The following is a 22,396-nucleotide window of genomic DNA, read 5'->3' on the forward strand; positions in this document are numbered from 1 at the left end:
AGTATGCGTCCGGCCAACACACCTTCCTGACCCCAACGCTTAGGGCGATGGTGGACACCTATTTAAGTGGACACCATTTCTAGCCCATCAAGCGGATTGCCATGCAACAACGACACTCTTACCCCAAATCCTTCAAAGCCCAGGTCGTCCAGGAATGTTTGCAGCCCGGTGCGTCCATCGCAAGCGTCGCGCTGGGCCACGGCATCAACGCCAATCTGGTGCGCAAATGGATACCGCTTTACCGTGACCTAGGCGGTAAAAACCTGCCAGCTTTCATCCCATTGACGTTAGATCCGAACGCCCAAACGCGTGCCGATCCCACGATCAAAATTGATGTGCCATGCGGGAAAGGACAGCTTGTCGTGACTTGGCCGATTAACGATCCTGAGGGTTGTGCGCGGTTCGTCCGGGGACTAACGCGATGATCCGCATCGACACCATCTGGCTCGCCACCGAGCCCATGGACATGCGCGCCGGCACTGAAACCGCGCTGGCGCGGGTCGTGGCGGTGTTCGGTGCGGCGAAGCCGCACTGTGCTTATCTGTTCGCCAATCGCCGCGCCAATCGTATGAAAGTGTTGGTGCATGACGGTGTAGGGATTTGGCTCGCCGCTCGGCGCTTGAATCAGGGACGTTTCTTTTGGCCGGGCGTGCGGTATGGTTCTGAAGTCGAGTTAGATGCAGAGCAACTTCAAGCCTTGGTGCTCGGTTTACCTTGGCAACGCGTCGGTTCTGGAGGCGCTATCACGGTGCTCTAACTCGTCTGCAATGGCGCGCTTGCCAACGCAATTAGCCCATCAGTCTATCGCCGCCACTAGCCCGCTCTGGCAAAATCGGCGGCATGACTTCGCATCCGAATCTCGATCAATTAAACCCTGAAGAACTGCGTGCCTTGGCGGCGCAGTTGATCCAGCGTGTCGAGACGATGGACAAGCAAATTACTCATCACAAGTCGGTCAACGAGAAGCTGGCCCACGAGATCGCGTTGCTCAAACGCTTCAAGTTTGCCAAGCGCAGCGAGCAACTAAGTCCGGATCAAGCAAGCTTGCTCGACGGCTTGATCGACACCGATATCGCCGCCATCGAAGCTGAGCTTGAAGCGCTGCAACCGGAACCCGTTGAAGGCAAAGTACGCCAGCAACCCAAGCGCGCTGCGCTGCCGCCACAGTTCCCTCGCACACTGATCCATCACGAACCGGAAAACAGCCACTGCCAATGCGGCTGCGCTCTCAAGCGTATCGGCCAAGATGCCAGCGAAAAGCTCGACTACACACCGGGCGTCTTCACTGTCGAGCGCCACATCCGTGGGAAATGGGCCTGTGAACAGTGCGAAACGTTGATCCAGGCGCCGGTACCGGCGCACGTCATCGACAAAGGCATACCGACAGCTGGCCTGCTGGCCCACGTCATGGTGGCCAAGTTTGCCGATCATCTGCCGCTGTATCGGCAGGAGAAAATCTTCGGCCGCGCCGGCCTACCTATTGCTCGCTCGACCTTGGCGCAATGGGTGGGCAACTGCGGCGTGCAATTACAGCCGCTGGTGGACGCGCTGCGTGAAGCCGTGCTGACGCATGGTGTCGTCCACGCCGACGAAACCCCGGTACAAATGCTGACGCCAGGCGCGAAGAAAACTCATCGCGCTTACGTCTGGGCCTATGCCACCAGCCAGTTCTCCGATATGGCGGCGGTCGTTTACGACTTCAGCCCGAGCCGCGCTGGCGAGCATGCCCGGAACTTCCTAGGTCACTGGAACGGCAAGCTGGTGTGCGATGACTTCGCTGGCTACAAAGCAGGATTTGAACTGGGTGTTACGGAGATCGGCTGCATGGCCCATGCACGGCGCAAGTTCTTCGACTTGCACGCGACCAACAAGAGCCAGATCGCCGAAAAGGCATTGCACTACATCGCGGCCTTGTACGAAGTTGAGCGAGAAGTTCGCGATCTGGAGCCAGGCGACCGGCAGCGAATACGGCGAGAGAAAACAGCGCCAATTATCGACGTACTTCATGCCTGGATGATTGCCCAAAGGCAGCTTGTGCCTGAGGGATCGGCCATCGCCAAAGCCTTGGATTACAGTCTCAATCGCTGGATAGCGCTGACGCGCTATCTCGATGATGGTGCTGTGCCCATTGATAATAACTGGTGCGAAAATCAAATCCGCCCGTGGGCACTTGGGCGTTCAAACTGGCTGTTTGCAGGTTCGTTACGCAGCGGAAAACGCGCGGCTGCGATCATGAGTTTGGTCCAGTCTGCACGACTCAACGGGCATGATCCGTACGCCTACTTGAAGGACGTTCTCACGCGCCTGCCTACACAGCGGGCAAGTGAAATTAGCGAACTGCTGCCGCATAAGTGGGTGCCCGTTTAACAACGCAATGCGTGCTAGCCAAACGTTAAACCACGGGCTCATTCCACGGGCGGGTGACTTAAATGCCTCAGGGGCCATCGGACAACCACCGTCGGCGAAGGGGGGCCATCGTCGTAGGTCGTGTGCGCTTCCACCGTCATGTCGAGCGCGTCGCCGTTAAAGCGCCCGGTGAAAGTTTGGATGAACGTGTTAGCTTTCATGCTCGGGCCGCCCTTGTCGCTTATGCGTCGCTCGCCGGTCAACTGATCGCCCTCTCGGGTGTAGTTGGTCAGGATCTTGACCCCCGGATGATCGTGGGTGTAGTACGCCCATCGTTTCATGACCACGTCGTACGTCTCTTTGGTGCGCCACCATGTGAAGTGGCTATCGTCCAGAAACAACACGTAAACGTGATAGTGAAATTGATCGGGTTCTTCGCTCTTAGCATACCAAAGGCCATCCGGCACGCGATCACTGGTCACTGTAGTGCATCCCACGAGCGCGAGTAGCAAAAGCGCGACGATGTACATCGGCCTCATATATCCATCCTTAGTTTTTTGGGGGGGGGGATAGTGTGTGGGCTTAAGATTGAGGTGTCTAGCGAGGAGCGGAATCTGAACAGTTGACCAGCCGCCTGCTTCCGTCGATTGGGTAGGATAATTAGAGGCCCACCGAATGAGGGAACCGTTTGAAATCGTCAGTTGTCGGCGCTGAATCACTAAACCCAGGCTTTCCACTGGTCTCCTAAGTGGACATAAGCGATAGCGTCAGACAGGCGTGTTTACCAGACGGTTACNAGCGCGAGTAGCAAAAGCGCGACGATGTACATCGGCCTCATATATCCATCCTTAGTTTTTTGGGGGGGGGGATAGTGTGTGGGCTTAAGATTGAGGTGTCTAGCGAGGAGCGGAATCTGAACAGTTGACCAGCCGCCTGCTTCCGTCGATTGGGTAGGATAATTAGAGGCCCACCGAATGAGGGAACCGTTTGAAATCGTCAGTTGTCGGCGCTGAATCACTAAACCCAGGCTTTCCACTGGTCTCCTAAGTGGACATAAGCGATAGCGTCAGACAGGCGTGTTTACCAGACGGTTACCAATAAAAATGGCCTCTTCAGGGCCCTTTTGTACTCAATCCGAAATCACTTGGTCAGCCCAGACTCGACGGTGACCGGAACCGCTCGTGGTTTCCCAGAACTTCTCCTACACCGAGCTTTATAGGGCATGCACAAAACTAAATTCAGTTAGATTTTGCATTAGGTTCATATATTCATGGGATAAGCTGATTCCAAGATCGACGGCCGGCTGGACTGGGGCTGTCGATCCGGCTCGGCGCAAGCGGCGCCCTGCGTGCAGACAGGCTCGTGGCGCGAGTAGGTGCCAACTGGCCCTGCCTGAATGCGTGTGAGCGTTTTGCTGTACACAAAAATCCAGGAATAAAGTCTGTATTTTGGCTTCGAACTGAACGATCCGATTCAGGCAATAATCTGATACTGATGAACTGCTTATTTTTCGTGAGCACACCTGTATTAGGAGGTTTTATGAGCGCTCAGCAAATTGAGTACTATTTCGAAGTCTACAAGGAGTCTTTCACTAATGCCCCTGTTTGGAGCATCGAAGCAATAACGCCTTTCCCCGCTGTGTCGATAGGTGACCGTTTCAATCATCAAGGCCTTGGCGCTGCATGGGGAGAAACGGCCTCCGAAGAAGAGGAATATCGAGTCGTGGACATCGACCACGTCTTTTCGGATACCGGAGGCAAGATTGCTTACAAAACCAGAGTGAAACTGATGCTGACACACCGCAACCAGGTTTATTGAATAACCTAAACAAACGACGAATTTGCAGGACTGACGGGCTTTTAAAGCGATCAGTCCTCAAGCTCCAGTTGCGGTGTAGGCGATAATTAATTGAGCATGTGCTGGATCGGGCATGTGCTACTCCATGGACCTGCGCCGACACTCCTCCGATATCAAAATCAAGCCCCGAAAGATTCGGGGCTTGATGGGGTCACACGGCATCAGGGTTTACGCCCTCCACCTCCGCTCACCCCACCGTCCTTGCGTCCCATTTCAGAAGATTTGTCGTCATCGGCAAGATTGCTGCCGCGTCCGCTTCCTTGTCCACCACTGGACGATTGATCAGCTTTGTTGGTTTGTTGTCCACCTGAAGCCTGGCCTCCTTTTTGGCCTGGTTTGGACATGCTTTCTTTATCGTCGGCAAATTCGCCTCCGCGATTCGTACCCTGTCCACCTCCGGACATGCGATCACTATCCCGCGATTGTCCGCCAGAAGCTTGGCCACCTTTTTGGCCCGCTTCAGACGCGCGTTGTGGATCGTTGGCAAAATTTCCGCCTGAGCCTTCTCCACCTTTGTTACCAGCTTCGGAAGCCTTGTCGCGGTCAGATAAATTGCCTGGATTTTTGTTTCCTGTATTGGCCATTTTTATTCACCTCTACATCGTTGGCACGAGCATAGGCTCGTCTAATTCGGAGGACGCTAAAAACCAAAAGTTTGAACGGAAATATGGGGCTTGCGACGAGTGGATTGGGGGACTTGGTTCCATTGAAAAAGCGTGAATTCGATGGACGGCTATCTCCAATAAACGAACAACTCACGTCGGATTTCAGATCAAAAGGATCGATGTTTACTAGACTTAATAATTCGAAGAAGCCCTGCATCCATCACAATCAGGTGGTCAATCGATGACCGAACACATCGTGCATTTTCATTGCCAGATCGATCAGGGAACGACTGAGCGCTTCAGGGACTGCTGCCTTGAAGCCATTGATCAAGGCGCCTCCTCCTTGCTTCTCAATCTTTCTACAAGCGGAGGTAGCACCAACTTTGGCTTCACCCTCTACACGTTCCTGAAGTCACTGCCGGTACCGCTATGCGCGATCAATGCGGGCAACATTGAGTCAATGGGCATCATTATGTTTTTGGCGGCAGGCCGCCGCATTACCTCGCCCCACTCACGCTTCCTGATTCACCCGATGAATTGGTACTTCAGTCAAAAATCAGTCGACCATCAACGCCTGCGTGAATACCTATCGAGCCTCGACAACGACCTCGCACGTTACGTGCAAATTTTCACACTCGAAACTGCTGACGCAGAGACCAAGCTCGATATTTTTCATTGCCTTTCAGCGGAAGAAAAAGTTATCGCTGCACACGAGTCTCTGGCATACGGGATTGCGCATGAGATGAAGCAAATGATGTTTGCAGACGATGTCAAACACTGGAAAGTCAGTGGTGGATAATCGGAACGCCCTCCTCACTCCCGGATCGGGACAGCTGGCATGGACTCGCTAGTCCTGAGAAGGAAAGGTTCGCTGACATTTCCGCCCGCCATCGACGCTGACACGTGATGCAAAGGAGTAGTCCATTCAATTCGAAGACACGACTTGCAAGCCGTATCAACACTGAGATTGACTAGATCACAACCTCAGACTGTACTTGCACCTACCGCCCATCACCCTTACGCCTATTGCTACACCGGTTACGGTTTTTGGCTAGCAAAAGAGCATTGGCATCTGTCCAAAGCGGCTACTCGAGCTGCCTAGGCGTGCCTTCCCGGTCGCTGCACTTGGCCTCAACTGGATGGATTGACGACCTTAATCTGTGTTAGCCCAACCACCTCAGCGTGCTCTAAAATCTCCTCCGGAGTCGCGTCTGCATTGGGCATCATCAGGCTGTTCTCTGCGTCCCCAAAATGCAGCTGGAGCAGGTGCATCGCCGCTTCATGTGAAGTCAACCGAGTCTGCTCGAGTTCGAATATGTGTGTACGGGGCTCCCTGTTGAACAGGTATTCCAAGACGAATTTGCACATATTTATGTCCCTCGATGAAAAGAAGTGCGGCTGTCATCCCCATTGTCTTTACACCAAGACGGGGTGGAACTGTTCTGTGCGGCTCTGTCGCTTGGTACCGACAATCTCACCGGAATATGGGTTTGCGCAACCAGCGAGGGAATGACGCTAGGGTTTGCATTCACCAGGTGGAAGCCTCCTGCTCGACGTATGCCTAACCGATGAGTCCATAAATCAGCCCCCCTCCCGCATAAAAATTTCGACGGTTTTGGGGCCAACGCCTTCAAATGCGGTAAGCCGACTCTCAAAATCCCGGCGGTCAGTACTTGCTTCTAGGATGTTGCTGACCCTCCCTGCATATTCATTGTTGATCTTGTGGGCCAAAGCCAACAGACGCGCAGCAGTTGTTTCGTCGTAGCGCACGTAGTGCGCCTCTCCCAACATCGCAACGAGTTCACGGTGGGTGCTAAGGGCGAGCTTGCGGGGAGTGTCAAGCTGGTGCTTAACGACAATCACTCGATAAGCTTCGGCGGCAATCTTTGCCTGTATTCTTTTGCCCATTAAAAAACTGGCGACCAGCCATTTGAACAAGCCCTGCTCGTTCGCGCTTTCCATGTCGATGTTCAAGTCAAGGGCACTGATGATTTTGTGCATCGAAACTTTCCTCCACTTACCTAAGTCGCGCGTTAGGAAGAAGCATCGGTTCAATGGCTGGCACCACTTTATTTTTTGTGCGGTAGTACCGTTCCCAATACCTGTTTGGCGGTTTGCAAAATAACCCCTGCCTCGTTCGGATCACCCCTAAGCAAAGTCGTGGCAAACTTCTTCGCCTGTTCGAGCTTGATATGCGGCGGTAGCGGCGGCACGTCGGGGTCGGTCTTGAACTCGATCAGCACCGGAACATCCGAGTCAAGAGCCTGCTCCCACGCCGCGGCTACATCTTCCTCGCGCTCAACGAAAATACCTTTGAGCCCAATCGAAATGGCAAAGAGGTGATACGGCACGTCCGGGATACTTTGCGAGGCCTCAAATTTCGGATCACCTTCCATCACCCGCTGCTCCCAGGTGACCTGATTCAGATCTTCGTTGTTGAATACCGCGCAGATCCATTTCGGGCTTTCCCACTGGCGCCAATACTTGGCGACGGTAATTAACTCGGCCATGTTGTTCATCTGCATGGCGCCGTCACCCACCAGCGCAATTACCTGGCGCTCGGGAAACGCGAATTTCGCTGCAATCGCATATGGCACGGCGGCACCCATAGAGGCCAATCCGCCGGAAAGCGAACACTTCATACCGCGACGAATTTTCAGGTCGCGGGCGAACCAATTGGCGCACGAACCTGAGTCACTGGTGATGATCGCCTGCTCCGGCAAACGAGGGGACAGTTCGTAGACCACGCGCTGGGGGTTGATCGGATTGGCTTTGGCCATGGCGCGTTTTTCCAGGGTCTTCTCCCAACTGCCGTGCCAGCCTTCAACTTTTTTCCGCCATTTGCGCTCGGTTTTATGTTCGAGCAGCGGCAGCAATTCGGCCAATGTTTCTGCAGCATCACCGACCAGATTGACCTCCATGGGATAGCGCAGACTGAGCATGTCCGGTTGCAAGTCGATCTGCACGCCCCGCGCCTGCCCTTCTTTGGGCAAGAACTCGGAATACGGGAATCCCGAACCGATCATTAGCAAGGTGTCGCATTCTGTCATCAGCCTATAACTGGGCTCGGTGCCGAGCAAACCGATACTGCCGGTGACCCACGGTAAATCGTCGGGCATTGCGGCTTTACCGAGCAAGGCCTTCGCCACCCCGGCGCCAAGCTTTTCCGATACGGCAATGACTTGATCGGTGGCCTGTAACGCGCCGGCGCCGACCAGGATCGCAACCTTTTGTCCCGCATTCAAAACGTCTGCCGCGCGCTGCAGATCCGCCTCGTAAGGCACCACTTTAGGCTTGCTGTAACCAACCCCCGAATGTGCGGTGCCATGTGCCCTCGCCGGCGCCTCATATTCAAGATCTTGCAGATCATTGGGGAGAATGATTGCCGTCACGCGCCGCTCGCCGATGGCGATGCGTACCGCCCGGTCGAGCAAGTGTCGTACCTGAGACGGTACCGACGCCTGCTGCACGAAGGCTCCAGCGACATCCTTGAACATCGACACCAGATCGAGCTCCTGCTGGTAGTGGCTGCCCAGCGCGGTGCGCGCCTGCTGGCCGACGATGGCCAGCACCGGCATGTGATCCATCCGGGCGTCGTACAGTCCGGTGATCAGGTGCGACGCGCCGGGGCCCGAAGTGGCAATACAAACTCCCAACTCACCGGTGAACTTTGCATGTGCCGACGCCATGAAGGCGGCCATTTCTTCGTGCCTGGCCTGAACGAATTCAATCTTTCCCTTGGCCCGGCTCAGCGCTCCAAACACGCCATTAATGCCGTCCCCTGGATAACCAAAGATTCGAGTCACACCCCATTCGCTGAGCCGCTCAATCAGAAAGTCGCCAACTGTTGTCGTCATGTCGTTCCTCGCCTTCATCCGGAGCATCGAGCAGTTCGGACAGAACATCCCGTCCGAACGTGTAGCGTCTGGACACCCAAGTGCAGACCGAAGTTCTGCCGGATATCAGTCACGACTAACTCGAACCTTCCCGCTAAAGACGCTGAAGCCATAGGTGTTGTAGATGAGCGTTATCGGGATCAGAACGGCGAAACCGACCAACATGAAAATCTGGCTATTGGGACTTGAGGCCGCAGCCTGCAAGGTCAGCTGCGGCGGAACAATCATTGGAAAGAGCGCCGCGATCATCAAGGCAAACGCCACTATGAAAACGCCCAATGCGCAAAACAGTGGAAGAAAGTGACGACGGCTCCGAAACCCCAAAGCAAAGCCAATCAGCAGCGCAGCGAGCAACATGACTGCCGGCATCCACACAAGGCGATCTGTAAGCCGTTGTGCATAGCGAGTGTCCAGTGTCGCCGTCCAGACAACCAACACGATCAACAACACTACGGTCACGATAGCCAGCATCTTCGCCTGCAGACCAGATCGCCGCTGGAGTTCGCCGACAGTGCGCCAATAGAGCCAGCAAGCACCCAACCATGTGTATCCCACCACGAGCACTGCACCACAGAACACGGGGAACGCGTTGAGCCACTCCGCGCCATCACCACTGTATTGGCCGGCATGATTAGGTACACCTAGTACGAGGGTTCCCAAGACGATTCCCTGTGTTCCGCCGGCGAGCACTGAACCGCACAGCAGTAATCCATCTACTACGCGCTTGGTACGATGACCCGGCGCGTAATCACGAAACTCCAATGCAACCGCGCGAAGAATCAGCGCCAGAAACATCAAGATAAATGGCGAATAGAGCGCCGGGAGCAGGATGGCGTAGGCCAACGGGAACAGCGCCAGCAGACCGCCACCTCCCAGCACGAGCCACGTTTCGTTGGCATCCCAGATCGGCAAAATTGTCACGGCCATGGCCCGCCGATCCTTGCCGCAATGCGTCAGCCCCATCAGCACCCCAACGCCCAGATCCGTGCCATCGAGCAACACATAGTTCATCACCGAGAATGCCAGGGCTCCGGCTGATAGCAGGACAATCCAGTCACTGTCCAACATGGATTCAACTCCTCAGGATTCCCCTGTCTCATCCGCCAGCGTCGGTTGCGGCCCCGCTTCATCCGTGCGCGGTGGCTCACGAGTTATCCGCAGCAGCACCCAGAGGCCGATACCGAAGATCAGCAGGTAGAACACCAGGATCGTCCAGGTTGCGCCGATCACCTGCTGGCGCGACACCGAGGACAGACTGTCCGCTGTGCGCAGCAAGCCATAGATGGTGAAAGGCTGGCGACCTACCTCTGTCACTACCCAGCCACAAAGCATCGCGAGGAATCCAGCCGGAGCCATCAGCACACACCCTCGCAGCATCCAACGTGCGGTGTACAACCGATGCCGCCTCCGCAACACCATACTGGTCATTCCCTGTCCCACCATCAACAGCCCTAGACCCACCATGAAGCGAAACGCGAAAAACACAATCGGCACCGGCGGAAGGTCTTCGGGAGGGAATTCGTCCAGCGCGGGGATCGTGCCTGTCAGGTCGTGCCGCAGGTACAGTGAGCCAACGTGTGGAATCGCCACTTCCCAACGATTGCGCCGTTCGGCCATGTCGGGAATGGCAAACAAACGTAGCGGTTCACCCGCACGTTCAGGAGGACGCGTCCACGAGCCTTCAATAGCAGCAACCTTCAGCGGTTGAACCTTGAGGCTGTGCTGACCGTGTAGATCACCCACCAAGATTTGCAGAGGTGTGAGCACGACGATCATCCACAACGCCATGGAAAATTGAAGTCGTGCTCTGGGATTTTGCGGCTGCCGCAATAGTTGCCAGGCGCTAATGCCGGTCACCAGGGTGGCGGTGCCTAGAAACGCCGCCAGCGTCATATGGGTCAGACGATAGGGAAATGATGGATTGAAAATGATCGCCCACCAATCCTCGGCCATGAAACGGCCGTCGGTACCGATGGCGTACCCGGTGGGAGTCTGCATCCAGGAATTGGCCGACAAGATCCAAAACGCACTGATGAACGAGCCAATGGCTACCGCACAAGTGGCGAAGAAATGCAGACGAGGGCCGACCTTCTTCAGACCAAACAGCATGATGCCGACGAAGCCCGCCTCCAGAAAAAAGGCGGCGAGTACTTCGTAGAACATCAACGGGCCCAGGATATCGCCCGCTTGGGTGGACAGCCGCGACCAGTTGAGTCCGAACTGGTACTCCAGAATCAGACCCGATGCCGTCCCCACGGCCACGTTGAGGGCAAATATCTTCAGCCAGTAGAGGTAAACATCCAGATAGATTTTTTGTCCGCGCCACAGCCAAAGTCCTTCCAGCACCATCAGAAAGTTGGCCAATCCGATGGTAAGCGCGGCCAACACAATATGAAAACTGATGGTGATTGCAAACTGGGCGCGCGCAGCAATCAGCGCCGAATCAAAGGCGTCCATGCCCTCAAGGCTCTGACGGGATTACACAAATTTTGGTGATGTGATAGTTATCCATCCATTCTCCGCGCGCGTTGCGGCGCACTTGCGCTGTGATGAATGGTTGACCTCTGAAGTCGCAACGAGTTTTGAAAATATCTGCTAATCAACTGACTCGTTTGCTCAGCCTGCCTCTACGGCATCCCACTGAGCCTACGGCAAGCAGCCATCAAGAGTTTCCAATGAAAAGCATGCGCATCGCTACATATAGGTGCTTCATCCAAAGCCATCTCGCTGCTTCAAAAAAATTGAACCGCTTCAGGACGCGCTCGCCTAATGATCAGCTTGTGGATATTCCCACGGGCAACTTGCCAATACCGGCACAGTTCGAGAGGTGCGCATCGTGGCTAAAGACGAGAAGAAAACCAAAGGTGATGCTTCGAAAACCAGCAAGGAATTGAAAGACAAAAAGTCAGCATCGACAAAGAAATCAGCTGCGGCGTCGGCTCTTTCGAAATCTTCCGAAAAGAAAGACAAGAAAAAAGATGCCGAACCAAAGAAATCTGCAAAAAAAGCTGATAGCAAGCCTGCGCAGGCTAAAAAATCAGAGAAGTCAGACAAGTCGGCGAAAAAGAAAAAGTGACATCTGCGATTTGCTAGGGCTTTACGCCCTAGCTTCCTCAGGCTGTGTTGCCTGCGATAGCTTTAAATACCCGTAAAATTTCAGGCTTGGTTACCCACGCTCTGGAGGGTTGCTTCCTGGCTCCTTCCTCAATGCAGTTTTCATAGTGAAGTCCACTTTTTGTAACCGTACATCCTTTGCGACGAACTTCGTAAATCTGATGGGCATCTACCGCTACACACATCCATGGCCATTCATATGAACGACTTTCGCAAAAGCCAGGTTGCCAGGTTCTAGCGTTGCTATTCATGAAGTTGGCGTAGCTAATTTCGGAGGCTTGCTAATGGTCAAGTCAGAAGCTGTACATGCTCCGATACAACCCCTGTTACTGGCACCCAACGGCTGGGTGCCCAACAACCCTCGCCTACCAGTGCTCATTTACATCAAGGCAATTGCAATTCAAGGTAGCGATCCTGCGGCTTTATTTGAGAAAACCTTCAGTGCCAATGGCTGGCCGCCTCAATGGCGTGATGGGGTTTATGACTTTCACCATTACCATACCGAAGGCCATGAGGTGCTTGGTGTAACCAGCGGCTTCGCTCGCTTGATGCTTGGCGGCCCGGATAGTCGGTTGCTGGAAGTCAGCGCTGGCGACGTTTTACTCTTACCCGCCGGCACGGGTCACTGCAATATCGCCTCCAGTGACGACTTTATGGTGGTCGGTGCTTACCCACCTGGTCAGAACGGCGACATTTGTCGCGAAGCGCCGAGTCCGGAGCAACTGTTGAACCTTACAAATCTGCCGTTTCCAGATCGAGACCCGGTGCTAGGCGTAAATGGCGCGCTGCATCGGCATTGGAACTATCAGACCTGACTGCATCCATTTGGCCCAAGCGGATTAGTGGCTGAGTCGGTAGCGACCTGGCTCACCAGCAACTGGCTAGTGTGGACGCCAGATCTCGGACATTTCTAATGGAACGTCGAGGTGACGCAGGACCGCAGTTGCCAAGTCTCTTTCGCAACCCCCTTGCCCTCTTTTTAATGTTCAAGGGCATAACGACGACAGTGCTCCAAATAGCCCCTTTCATGGTTTCCTACCAACTGCACGACACTCGACCAAAGCCACGAAGGCGCATCCAGCGTCTTGGATCTGCAGGCCTGCAAGTCACTCATCCAGGACGCCCGAGTTGCCATGTCCATCTGCCTTGCATGAGCAATCCCAACCACTCTCGCCAGATACCCGGCCGCCAGCATCGCGTCACGTTGGCTCAGTTGATCCAGCTCAAGCTTCATGTCCTGAGGCAGCAGTTCGCGAATGAAGAACCCATGATCAAGTACACGTGTTGCCAGCATTCGATTACCAAGACTTGGTGACAGTGAGCGAGCTCCCTCCACAACCCTTTTACCGTTATCTCTCGGCATCGCCGCTCTTGCCACGCGAGGGGCAGCGGCACTGACCGCTTCCTTGATATCGAGCAGGCAGTATTCTTGGTCATCCTCGGCACCCACACCCAACAGCACCGCGTAGCGCTTCAAACCTAGCGAGCTGCAGCCTTTCACCCAATAAGCCGAATCGAGCATTTCCACCTTGTCATCCTTTGACCTGCCTTTGAGCGAAGTCACCAGGGTATGGATTTCAGAGGTGGAACAAAGCGCTTTCAGCGCTACGCGCTCCGGTCTAGAGAGTGACCAAAAACTCTTACCCAAGGGAATCGTTGGGCGGGTGTCTTCAATGCGCTCTTTGGCCAAATGCTTCCACGTCCTTTGCACTGCGCTTCGCATGCCTGCCTTTACCTGAGCAGGTCGAGGGGGCTCTTCATCAACATCGTCTTTGAACGCTTGCTCATACCCTCGCATCATCTCTTCAAGCATTCGCGCGGTCGCAACTCCGGGCAAATCCGATCCCCGAGCTGCTGTAGCCAACGACAGAGCCAATCTGACCAGGTCATGCGCAGGATTGCCAATGACGGTCTGATCAAGGTCGCGAATGTGGATGTCAATCCGTCCCTTTAGATCACCCGTTGGCCCAAGGTTTCCGGCGTGGCAGTCACCGCAAATCCAAACGGGTGGCCCATTGGGAAGACGACGCCCGGACTGGGAATGCAGCCATTCATAAAACTGCACCGTGCTACCTCGAACATAGGCATGTGCGGATCTGGCCATTTTCAAATTTCTAAGCTGGGAGAGTGGCTCTAGTCGCGCGGAAGGACGAGGGGTTTTCATGAGGAATTCTTTAGGGAATGAGCTCTGTTGACTTCCCTGCCACCCTAGATGTTTCAAAATATTTCATTTCCCCGTCCCTTTAAACGGCAAGTCAAAAGCCGGGAATGATCGGCCGCATTGGGTATACCGATGAAGCTGCAAATATCCTGAACTGTTACGCGCCCCAGACTTCTATCGATAGACCGCGTTGGTCATTCCAACCCAAATCTTCTGGAGTGCTTGATCATGTCTGATCAAACAACGAGCGACAGTGCATCAGGCCAAGACCGTCCCGCCAGCCGCGTCAGCGAGGGCCTACCCTATCCGTTAGGCGCCACGTGGGACGGTTCGGGTGTCAACTTTGCAATTTTTTCGGCGAATGCCACGAAGGTGGAACTGTGCCTATTCGATGCGGAAGGTAAGAAAGAAATTGAGCGCATTGCGCTACCGGAATTCACCAATGAGATTTGGCATGGATACCTTCCCGACGCTCGGCCAGGCACCTTGTATGGGTATCGAGTGCACGGCCCATACGATCCGGCCAATGGTCACCGTTTTAATCACAACAAACTGCTGATTGATCCCTATGCCAAGCAGATCTCAGGTGAACTGCAATGGGATGATGCCTTGTTCGGCTACACCGTCGGACATGAAGACGGCGATTTGTCGTTTGACGAACGTGACAGCGCACCTTTCATGCCTCGCTGCAGAGTTATCGATCCCGCTTTCACCTGGGGCAATACTGCAAAGCCGAACGTGCCTTGGGAAAACACTATTTTTTACGAGACACATGTGCGCGGCTTTACCATGCGCCACCCTTCGGTACCTGAGTTCGAACGCGGAACCTTTGCGGCCTTCCATCAATACGATGTCGTGGAATACATTCGCTCGCTTGGCGTGACGTCTGTAGAGCTGATGCCGGTGCATTACTTCCTGGATGACAATCATCTCCTGGAAAAAGGACTCCGTAACTTCTGGGGGTACAACACCCTCGGCTTTTTTGCCCCACACGCGCGCTACATGGCAGGACAGTCCATCGGCGAATTCAAGGTCATGGTCTCGCGCTTTCACAAGGCAGGATTGGAGGTGATCCTTGATGTGGTTTACAACCACACCGCCGAGGGCAATGAGATGGGCCCTACTCTCTCCCTCAAAGGGATCGACAACGCCAACTACTATCGATTGATGCCTGACGATGCCCGTTATTACATCAACGACACAGGTACCGGCAACACACTCAATATGAGCCATCCCTGCGTATTGCAAATGGTGACCGACTCCTTGAGGTATTGGAGTTCGGAGATGGGCGTGGATGGATTCCGATTCGACCTGGCCACGATACTGGGTCGTGAACCTGACGGATTCAGCGAGGGCGGAGGTTTCCTTGATGCCTGTCGCCAAGATCCGGTTCTGGCCAAAGTGAAACTTGTTGCTGAGCCTTGGGACTGCGGCCCTGGTGGCTATCAGGTGGGTAATTTTCCGCCAGGCTGGATGGAGTGGAACGACAAGTTCAGGGACATCTCTCGTGCCTTCTGGAAGGGCGATGACGAAATGCTAGGTGACTTCGCCAAGATATTTTTGGGCTCCGGTGACCAGTTTAATCGCCGTGGCCGTAAGCCTGCGTCATCCGTCAACTTCATTACTGCGCACGATGGCTTTACGCTGAACGACCTCGTCTCGTACAACGACAAACACAACGAGGCCAATGGTGAAGACAACCGTGACGGGCATTCCGACAACAGGTCGTGGAACTGTGGTGTCGAGGGGCCGACCGAAGACCCCGCCATCATCGAGCTGCGCTATCGGCAGATGCGCAATCTTCTTGCCACATTATTACTTTCACAAGGCACGCCGATGCTTTTGGCTGGCGACGAATTCGCTCGAACCCAGGGTGGTAGCAACAATGCCTATTGTCAGGACAGTGAGATCGGTTGGGTCGATTGGAACGTGAGTGAAAAAAGTAGCGAACTTCAGGAATTTGTCAGGTACCTGATCGACCTGCGAAATCGCTACCCACTGCTTCGTCGCAACCGCTTTTTCACCGGGGAGTATGACGAAAGCCTGGGCGTGAAGGACGTGAGCTGGATCCAGCCAAGTGGTGAAGAAATGGGTATGGAGCAATGGCAAGACGGCAGCAACCGCTGCATGGGGATCCTGCTCGATGGTCGTACTCAGACAAGCGGCATTCGCCGGGAAGGTGTGGATCATTCGCTCCTGATCGTCGTCAACGCGCACCATGACATTGTGAGCTTCACACTGCCCGAGGTGCCACAGGGCAAACAGTGGGCCCTGCAATTGGATACCAACCAGCCGGATTTCGATCCAGGTGAATCGTTTGCCTTTGGTGATCAGTACCAGGTCACCGGGCGTTCGGTTCTGATGTTCGAGTTGAAAAAACCGTCAGCGAAAAAACGCAAGTAAAAGGCGATAAAAACCGCAGTGTCACTCGTGCTCTGCGGTTCCACAAACCTTTCGAAATACGACATCTACCGCTTGAACTTTACTCCAGGGAGATGACACGCATGCGCCAGCAAACCTCGTTCATATTTGATCTGGATGGCACATTGACTGATAGCGTTTACCAGAACGTCTTTGCGTGGAAAACTGCGTTGGATTCAGAAAACATTTCGTTGGCCATGTGGCGAATCCACAGAAAGATCGGTATGAGCGGTGGGCTGATGCTTAAGACGTTAGCCCGTGAAACCGGGCTGGAGATCAATCCAGACCAAGCTAAAAGGCTCAGTGATAAACATGCTAAGGCCTATAAGGATCTTCGGGGCCAGATCACCGCTCTCCCGGGAGCCGTTGATCTTCTAGAAGCCCTGGACCGCGACCAGCTCAAGTGGTGCATTGCTACCAGCGGAGGGATGGAAACCGCAGCAATAAATCTCAAGGCACTCGGGCTCGACATCGCGAACGTCAATCTCATCACCCGCGATGACGTCAAATATGGCAAGCCTGATCCAGACCTGTTCCTCGCGGGTGCCCGCAAGCTTGCTGTGCCCATCGAAGAATGCCTGGTGATTGGCGATGCCATCTGGGACATGCTCGCCGCAAGACGTTGTAAGGCTACCGGTATAGGATTGCTTTCCGGTGGATACGACACAGGTGAGCTTGAACGTGCAGGTGCACTCCGGGTCTACGAGGATCCGCTGGCACTGCTGCAGCACTTGGATGAGGTTGCATCCCGCCCGTGAGTTTGCAGTGCGCAAGACGCCCGAACTTTAGCGACTCCTGCAACGATGCGTACAATCGTAACTGACTGGGAAATTTACCAAAACAGACTCGGAAGATCGACTATAGCCGCGGGGTCGGGCGCAATCCGGAGGCAGCGCTTTAATCGATCTAAAGTGAGGACTGGAAATGCCGACACCCTCAGACTGACGAAAAATCGATAACAAAAAAGGCCCTTGATGGACCTTTTTGTACTCAAACAAAAATCACTTGGTCAGCCAAGACTCGACGGTCGCGGAGCCGTGTTCTGCTTTCCACTCTTTCAGAGTTTTGTGGTTGCCACCTTTGGTTTCGACGACTTCGCCGGTGTGAGGGTTCTTGTAGACCTTCATTTGGCGGGGCTTGCGAGTGCCTGCTTTGGACTCAGCAGCTGGTGCACGACGGCCAGCATTAGAATCAAACAAGTTAATCACGTTCGGTAGGCTGTAACCGTACTCTGCGAGAAGCGCACGTAGCTTGGTTTCAAATTCAATTTCTTTCTTGAGACCAACATCACCTTTCAGCGCTTCGAGGGCTTGGAGCTGTTCGGCTAAGTTTTTTTCGAGTTGGCGGAATTCTGCGAGCTTGGACATAGCTAACCTCGTGAATGTTTGCATGCAAATGTGAGACAGGGTGAACCAAAGAAGTTGTCCGCTCACCGCTTTACAGTTGAGGTCAGGATATCTCACAAAGCATCGGGCGCGCACTTCTGTGTAGTTTCCCATCCATGTCCAATTTTTAGTGCAGGGACATCGGGCGTCAGAAAAAAGCGTCCACCCGATGTGAGTCGATGGCAATTTACTTCGTTGGTTTAATCCAACTCGCTGATGCATACCACTTTAGGCTGCGTCATGTCCTCATACGCAAATCGAACACCTTCGCGCCCCAAACTTCCGTACTTAAAGCCACCGAAAGGCATGGCATCGAAACGATAATCGGAAGAATCATTGATCATCACGCCACCCGCTTCAATCTGACGCGCTAGTTTCAACGCTTTGGAAATATCACGTGTAAAAAGACCTGCATGCAAGCTGTACTCAGTTGCGTTGGCCAGAGCAATAGCGTCTTCCAGATGGTCAAAAGGCTCCAGGATAACCACCGGGGCGAAGACTTCCTGCTTCCAAATCGTACTGCTATGGCTCACGTGCTCAAGCACGGTTGGCGCATAGTTTCCCACTTGGCGATGGTGCCCACACAAAAGAACGGCCCCCTCGGCCAGTGCTTCATTTACCAGTTGTTCGGTACGACGGGCCGCCTGTTCCGTAATCATCGGGCCTACATCCGTAGCTCGCTGGTCAGGATCACCCGTTACCAAGGCTCGCGTTTGGCTGACAAAACGCTCACGGAAGTCCTCATAAATTGCACTATGTATAAGAATGCGCTGAGTGCCGATACAATTCTGCCCTGCTGCCCAAAAGGCACCAGAAACACAGGACTCCACGGTCGGTTCGATATCACAATCTTCAAGCACAAGAACCGGGGCATTTCCTCCGAGATCCATTGCTAACTTCTTCAACCCAGCGCTACGAGCAATGGCCTCGCCCGTGGCGAAACCACCCGTAAAAGAAATCATCCGAACTTCGCGAACCTCCACCAATGCTTTACCCAAGTCGACGCCACCAGTAGCCGGGGTAATCACAGAGGGTGGAAGACCCGCTTTCACCAAGCACTCAACGAGCTTGAGAGCAGACAGCGGCGCAAGTTCCGAGGGTTTCAAAATCACGGCATTGCCACCGGCGATTGCCGGGCCGAGTTTATGGGCGACCAAATTCAGCGGATCGTTATAGGGCGTGATTGCGACGATAAGTCCCAAAGGTTCCCGAGTGAACCAACCTTGACGCGACTCCGATCCTTCATAAGCCCCAAATGGAATCACTTCCCCGGCGTTACGGCGCGCCTCTTCCGCCGATAGCTTCAACGTGTTCACGCAACGCCTCACTTCCTTCTCTGCTTGTCGCAGCGTTTTTCCCGCCTCTGCAACGATCAGCTTGGCAAATGCATGAGACTCAAGCTCCACACACCGGGCGGCATCCTCAAGAATGCGCGCGCGCAGGTGACGAGGCATTGCCGCACTCTCGCGCACGCCGATTCGCGCACGCTCCAGCAAGCCAGGAACTGCGGCTGCATCGAGGCAAGGTACGCTCCCTACCAAACGACCATCGAATGGACTGAACACATCAATCTGTTTGGCTTCAACAAGCTCGATACTGGCCATGCTGGATACGCTCATGACTCTCTCCTGTTATTTGCCGTGGACGGTGTGGATGGCGACGATGTCCGACAGTAATGCGAAGGCCGTCTCGATACGCCCTGCCCCAGGCCCGGACACCGTGACAGCGCCCAGCAGTTCGGTATTGAATGACACTGCATTCGTGGCGCCGGCAATACCTGCCAGAGGGTGCGAATTCGGCAGCAGCCGGGCCTCGACACTCGCTCGAACCGAGCCATCGGCTTCACGATCGGCTGAGCCAATCAGTTTCCAACTCGCGCCATTGGCACTTGCCTGAGCAATATCTTGCGCGCTGATATTGCTGATACCCGAACAGGCTACATCGCTGACATTCAGTCGTGCATTGAGCAGTTCGTTGGCCAGGATCACCACCTTGAGGCGTACGTCAAACCCTTCCACATCGGCGGTTGGATCTGCCTCGGCGTAGCCGAGCCGTTGCGCTTGTAGGACGGCATCGTTGAACGCCAGGCCGTCTTTCATTTGGGTGAGCACGTAGTTGGAAGTGCCGTTCAGGATGCCTTCGAAGCCTTGTACGTTGGCACCCGCCAAGGCCTGCTTGGCCAGACGAATCACGGGGGTGCCACTCATCACCGCCCCCTCGTATTCGAAAGCCACCTGGTTGCGACGGGCCAACGCCTTGAGCTCGGCACCGTGCAGCGCAATAGGCCCCTTATTGGTGGTCACTACATGAATGCCACTTTCCAGGGCCCAACGGCAAAAGGTAGTTGCGGGCTCGCCATCCACCGGATTGGTGAAAGTGGCCTCGGCGATGATGTCTGCACCGCAATGCTTGATCACGGTTTCGTTGAAGGCTTCAGCATTGCCGCCGGGCAGTTGAGCGAGTGCGCCTTTCTCAATCGGCAGCGCGACCAACTGCTTTGCATCCAGACCGTCTTTAGCAACGATGGAGCCGAGGAACAGATCGGTGACACCGACAATTTTAACAGTGAAGCCCAGGGACTCTTTCCACTCGGCATTACGATCGGCGACCAATTGGGCGAAGCCACGGTTCACGCCACCAAACCCTACCAAGGCAATTTTGTACTCAGTCATGAAAGCTGTTCCTTTATTGATGTTGTTCGATAGGAACATCCTAAGAGTCGGGCTTTGGCAGTTGAATATGGCAGTCTGCTGTATTAGTTGGGCATTTTGCCCAAGCGCGTTTTTTAAAACACCGCAGAAAGGACGAACGATGTCACGGTGTTTTCCACCCCTGGCATGGCCGCGATTTCCTTCCACACAAGATGGACACGTTCAGGTGTGGCGGCATTCACGCGCAGCATTAAATCGAACTCACCACTGAGTACTTCACACTGCGCGACTTCGGGAATGGAGCGCAACGCAGCCAGTACTTCATCACCACGCATACGGTCGTAGCGGTAGACAAAGATCACCGCGCTGATAAGCGACGTAGGCCGACGCGACTCACCGAGAAGTACCGTATAGCCCTGGATCGCGCCGTCGCGCTCAAGACGCTCGATGCGCTGGCGCACAGCATTGCGCGACAAGTTGATCTTGGCACCCAGTTCGATATGGGCTATTCGCGCATTAGCGGTAAGTTCGGCCAGTATGCGTTCGTCCAGCGGATCCAGAATGCGCTTCATGAAAACCTCTGCTGCGCCACATGAAGAGCCTGGCACAGCCCCTCCAGATCGTCCTTGGCCAGGTACGGTGGCTGCGCGCGAACCTCGACAATGCTCGGAACACTTGCTTGCCAAACGCCCAGCTCTGCCAAAAGTGCCGCCGACTTGGCCGGCGCAATTTGTCCGAAGGTGACCATTGGCGCCCCCAGGCTGCGTCGATGAAGTCGGCCGGCCAGTACACCGACAGCGGTGTGAGGATCGATGGCCGAGCCTGTCTCTCGGAATAGTTCGACCACCTCATCGCGCACCTGGGATTCGTCTACCGCATAGGAATCGAAGAGTACTCGGGCGCGCAGCCATTGCTGATTGCCGATGCTCATTTCTCCGCAACTTTCAAAATGCTCCATCAGCGCTTTTGTCGAGCAGCCATCGTGCTCGTAAATCTCCCAAATAAACCGCTCCAGGTTGGAAAACAACGAGAAGTCCATCGCCGGCGATACTGTTCGATTAGTCACGCGGGTGGAGTAGCGATTGCAATGAAAAAACTGGTGCAGGGCATCATTGCTGTTGGTGGAAATGATCACCTGATTGATGGGTAATCCCATTTTCTGCGCAATGTAGCCGGCGTAGATCTCGGCCGAGCTGGCAGCTGGAACGCTAAAGCCAACCGGACGCGAGCCACCGCCCAGTTGCAACGCCGCGTGGAAGTAAAAAACTATCTGAGCCAGGACGCCGATCCAATTGGTCGAGTTGAAACAGACCGGAATCACTCCATCCAACGGCCACTCACGCAAGAGTCGGGAGACCAGCGTTTGGCAATCATCGAAATTACCGTCAACGGCAAACAGCTGAACCCGTTGTGGGTCGGCGGCCTGCAAGGCACTGAGGTGCTCAGGCGCAAGCCCGTCGCGCGGATACAGTATCGCCATGCGGGCGGCCGGGCAGTTAGCAAAGGCTTCAAGCGCAGCGAGGCCGGTATCACCATTAGTTGCTCCGACCACCAACGCTTCTTTACCAACCTCCCCCAGAAAATGCTCGACCAGGCGCGCCTGCAACTGCGCGGCGAAATCCTTGGAAGAATGGGTCGGGCCATGAAACAGCTGGAGTATCCACTCGTGATGCCCGATCTGCTCAAGCGGCGTAATAGCGCGGTGCTTGAATTGTTTATAACTGTCGCTGAGCAAGGCACGGAGGGTGCTTTCGTCCATGGACGAGCCAACAAAGGGCGAGATTACCCGCCATACCAGCTCATCGAACGGCAGCCATGACCAGCTGGTGATTTGTTGTTCAGTGAATACCGGCAAACTGGTTGGGACATACAGGCCACCATTTTCGGCGAGCCCCGACAGAACCACACCGCGAAAATCCGCCCGCATGTCACCGCCGCGTGTGCTTACGTAATCCATGAC

At 54.6% G+C, this 22,396-nt stretch carries 21 protein-coding genes and 1 pseudogene; 9 read left to right on the plus strand and 13 right to left on the minus strand.

Features of this window, described 5'->3' with window-relative positions; translation table 11 throughout:
- Positions 1 to 101 precede the first annotated feature (101 nt).
- From tnpA to tnpC, 3 genes are all read left to right on the plus strand, one after another.
- A complete protein-coding gene (tnpA, locus tag EAH78_RS03400) occupies positions 102 to 425 on the plus strand; it encodes an IS66-like element accessory protein TnpA (protein WP_140665658.1) in 324 nt (107 codons plus the stop codon).
- A complete protein-coding gene (gene tnpB, locus EAH78_RS32560) occupies positions 422 to 757 on the plus strand; it encodes an IS66 family insertion sequence element accessory protein TnpB (protein ID WP_140665661.1) in 336 nt (111 codons plus the stop codon). Before tnpA ends, tnpB begins: the two co-directional genes overlap by 4 nt.
- 83 nt (positions 758 to 840) lie before the next feature.
- On the plus strand, positions 841 to 2,367 hold the full coding sequence (gene tnpC / locus EAH78_RS03410) for an IS66 family transposase (protein ID WP_140665664.1): 1,527 nt from the start codon (positions 841 to 843) through the stop codon (positions 2,365 to 2,367).
- A 38-nt stretch (positions 2,368 to 2,405) separates the two neighbouring features.
- Here tnpC and EAH78_RS03415 read toward each other — a convergent pair whose 3' ends face one another.
- Positions 2,406 to 2,876: a hypothetical protein gene (locus EAH78_RS03415; RefSeq protein ID WP_140665667.1), complete on the minus strand. Its 471-nt coding sequence runs from the start codon at positions 2,874 to 2,876 to the stop codon at positions 2,406 to 2,408.
- Positions 2,877 to 3,885: 1,009 nt separating this feature from the next.
- Here EAH78_RS03415 and EAH78_RS03420 point away from each other — a divergent pair.
- The gene (locus EAH78_RS03420) at positions 3,886 to 4,164 is read left to right on the plus strand and encodes a hypothetical protein (RefSeq protein ID WP_123431623.1); all 279 of its coding nucleotides are present in this window, start codon (positions 3,886 to 3,888) and stop codon (positions 4,162 to 4,164) included.
- Between the two features lie 464 nt (positions 4,165 to 4,628).
- Here EAH78_RS03420 and EAH78_RS33220 read toward each other — a convergent pair.
- Positions 4,629 to 4,742 (minus strand): annotated as a pseudogene (locus EAH78_RS33220) (general stress protein); the annotation flags it as partial.
- A gap of 307 nt (positions 4,743 to 5,049) precedes the next feature.
- Between EAH78_RS33220 and EAH78_RS03430 the strand changes: the two are divergent.
- Positions 5,050 to 5,607, plus strand: coding sequence for an ATP-dependent Clp protease proteolytic subunit (locus EAH78_RS03430; protein WP_140665673.1), 558 nt, complete (start codon positions 5,050 to 5,052; stop codon positions 5,605 to 5,607).
- 332 nt (positions 5,608 to 5,939) lie between these two features.
- Here EAH78_RS03430 and EAH78_RS32565 read toward each other — a convergent pair whose 3' ends face one another.
- The 5 genes from EAH78_RS32565 to EAH78_RS03455 form a co-directional block, all read right to left on the minus strand.
- Complete coding sequence (locus EAH78_RS32565) at positions 5,940 to 6,176, minus strand: hypothetical protein (protein WP_140665677.1); 237 nt, start codon at positions 6,174 to 6,176, stop codon at positions 5,940 to 5,942.
- A gap of 213 nt (positions 6,177 to 6,389) precedes the next feature.
- Positions 6,390 to 6,809 (minus strand): DNA methylase, encoded by a 420-nt coding sequence (locus EAH78_RS03440; protein ID WP_140665681.1) that lies wholly within the window; start codon positions 6,807 to 6,809, stop codon positions 6,390 to 6,392.
- Between the two features lie 68 nt (positions 6,810 to 6,877).
- Positions 6,878 to 8,665 (minus strand): thiamine pyrophosphate-requiring protein, encoded by a 1,788-nt coding sequence (locus EAH78_RS03445; protein WP_140665685.1) that lies wholly within the window; start codon positions 8,663 to 8,665, stop codon positions 6,878 to 6,880.
- 105 nt (positions 8,666 to 8,770) lie between these two features.
- Positions 8,771 to 9,772: a cytochrome d ubiquinol oxidase subunit II gene (gene cydB / locus EAH78_RS03450; RefSeq protein WP_140665688.1), complete on the minus strand. Its 1,002-nt coding sequence runs from the start codon at positions 9,770 to 9,772 to the stop codon at positions 8,771 to 8,773.
- Between the two features lie 12 nt (positions 9,773 to 9,784).
- The gene (locus EAH78_RS03455) at positions 9,785 to 11,161 is read right to left on the minus strand and encodes a cytochrome ubiquinol oxidase subunit I (protein ID WP_140665692.1); all 1,377 of its coding nucleotides are present in this window, start codon (positions 11,159 to 11,161) and stop codon (positions 9,785 to 9,787) included.
- Positions 11,162 to 11,540: 379 nt separating this feature from the next.
- Between EAH78_RS03455 and EAH78_RS03460 the strand changes: the two genes are divergently transcribed.
- Both EAH78_RS03460 and EAH78_RS03465 read left to right on the plus strand, forming a co-directional pair.
- Complete coding sequence (locus tag EAH78_RS03460; RefSeq protein WP_140665695.1) at positions 11,541 to 11,780, plus strand: hypothetical protein; 240 nt, start codon at positions 11,541 to 11,543, stop codon at positions 11,778 to 11,780.
- 322 nt (positions 11,781 to 12,102) lie between these two features.
- The gene (locus EAH78_RS03465) at positions 12,103 to 12,633 is read left to right on the plus strand and encodes a cupin (RefSeq protein WP_140665698.1); all 531 of its coding nucleotides are present in this window, start codon (positions 12,103 to 12,105) and stop codon (positions 12,631 to 12,633) included.
- Positions 12,634 to 12,797: 164 nt separating this feature from the next.
- Here the strand turns inward: EAH78_RS03465 and EAH78_RS03470 are convergent, their stop codons facing one another.
- Complete coding sequence (locus tag EAH78_RS03470) at positions 12,798 to 13,982, minus strand: DUF2252 family protein (protein ID WP_140665701.1); 1,185 nt, start codon at positions 13,980 to 13,982, stop codon at positions 12,798 to 12,800.
- Positions 13,983 to 14,207: 225 nt separating this feature from the next.
- Here EAH78_RS03470 and glgX point away from each other — a divergent pair, with 225 nt between their 5' ends.
- A complete protein-coding gene (gene glgX, locus EAH78_RS03475) occupies positions 14,208 to 16,382 on the plus strand; it encodes a glycogen debranching protein GlgX (RefSeq protein ID WP_140665706.1) in 2,175 nt (724 codons plus the stop codon).
- Between the two features lie 101 nt (positions 16,383 to 16,483).
- On the plus strand, positions 16,484 to 17,158 hold the full coding sequence (locus tag EAH78_RS03480; RefSeq protein ID WP_140665709.1) for an HAD family hydrolase: 675 nt from the start codon (positions 16,484 to 16,486) through the stop codon (positions 17,156 to 17,158).
- 243 nt (positions 17,159 to 17,401) lie between these two features.
- Here the strand turns inward: EAH78_RS03480 and EAH78_RS03485 are convergent, their stop codons facing one another.
- The 5 genes from EAH78_RS03485 to thrC all read right to left on the minus strand — a co-directional run bounded on the left by EAH78_RS03485 (position 17,402) and on the right by thrC (position 22,393).
- Positions 17,402 to 17,767: a histone-like nucleoid-structuring protein, MvaT/MvaU family gene (locus EAH78_RS03485; protein WP_140665712.1), complete on the minus strand. Its 366-nt coding sequence runs from the start codon at positions 17,765 to 17,767 to the stop codon at positions 17,402 to 17,404.
- 218 nt (positions 17,768 to 17,985) lie between these two features.
- The gene (locus EAH78_RS03490) at positions 17,986 to 19,404 is read right to left on the minus strand and encodes an aldehyde dehydrogenase family protein (protein ID WP_140665716.1); all 1,419 of its coding nucleotides are present in this window, start codon (positions 19,402 to 19,404) and stop codon (positions 17,986 to 17,988) included.
- Between the two features lie 12 nt (positions 19,405 to 19,416).
- Positions 19,417 to 20,457 (minus strand): homoserine dehydrogenase, encoded by a 1,041-nt coding sequence (locus tag EAH78_RS03495; RefSeq protein ID WP_140665719.1) that lies wholly within the window; start codon positions 20,455 to 20,457, stop codon positions 19,417 to 19,419.
- Positions 20,458 to 20,570: 113 nt separating this feature from the next.
- The gene (locus EAH78_RS03500; protein ID WP_140665722.1) at positions 20,571 to 21,008 is read right to left on the minus strand and encodes an Lrp/AsnC family transcriptional regulator; all 438 of its coding nucleotides are present in this window, start codon (positions 21,006 to 21,008) and stop codon (positions 20,571 to 20,573) included.
- Positions 21,005 to 22,393 (minus strand): threonine synthase, encoded by a 1,389-nt coding sequence (gene thrC / locus EAH78_RS03505; RefSeq protein ID WP_140665724.1) that lies wholly within the window; start codon positions 22,391 to 22,393, stop codon positions 21,005 to 21,007. Before thrC ends, EAH78_RS03500 begins: the two co-directional genes overlap by 4 nt.
- Between the last annotated feature and the right edge of the window lie 3 nt (positions 22,394 to 22,396).

It is taken from the genome of Pseudomonas arsenicoxydans, assembly GCF_006438915.1.
Lineage (GTDB): Bacteria > Pseudomonadota > Gammaproteobacteria > Pseudomonadales > Pseudomonadaceae > Aquipseudomonas > Aquipseudomonas arsenicoxydans_A.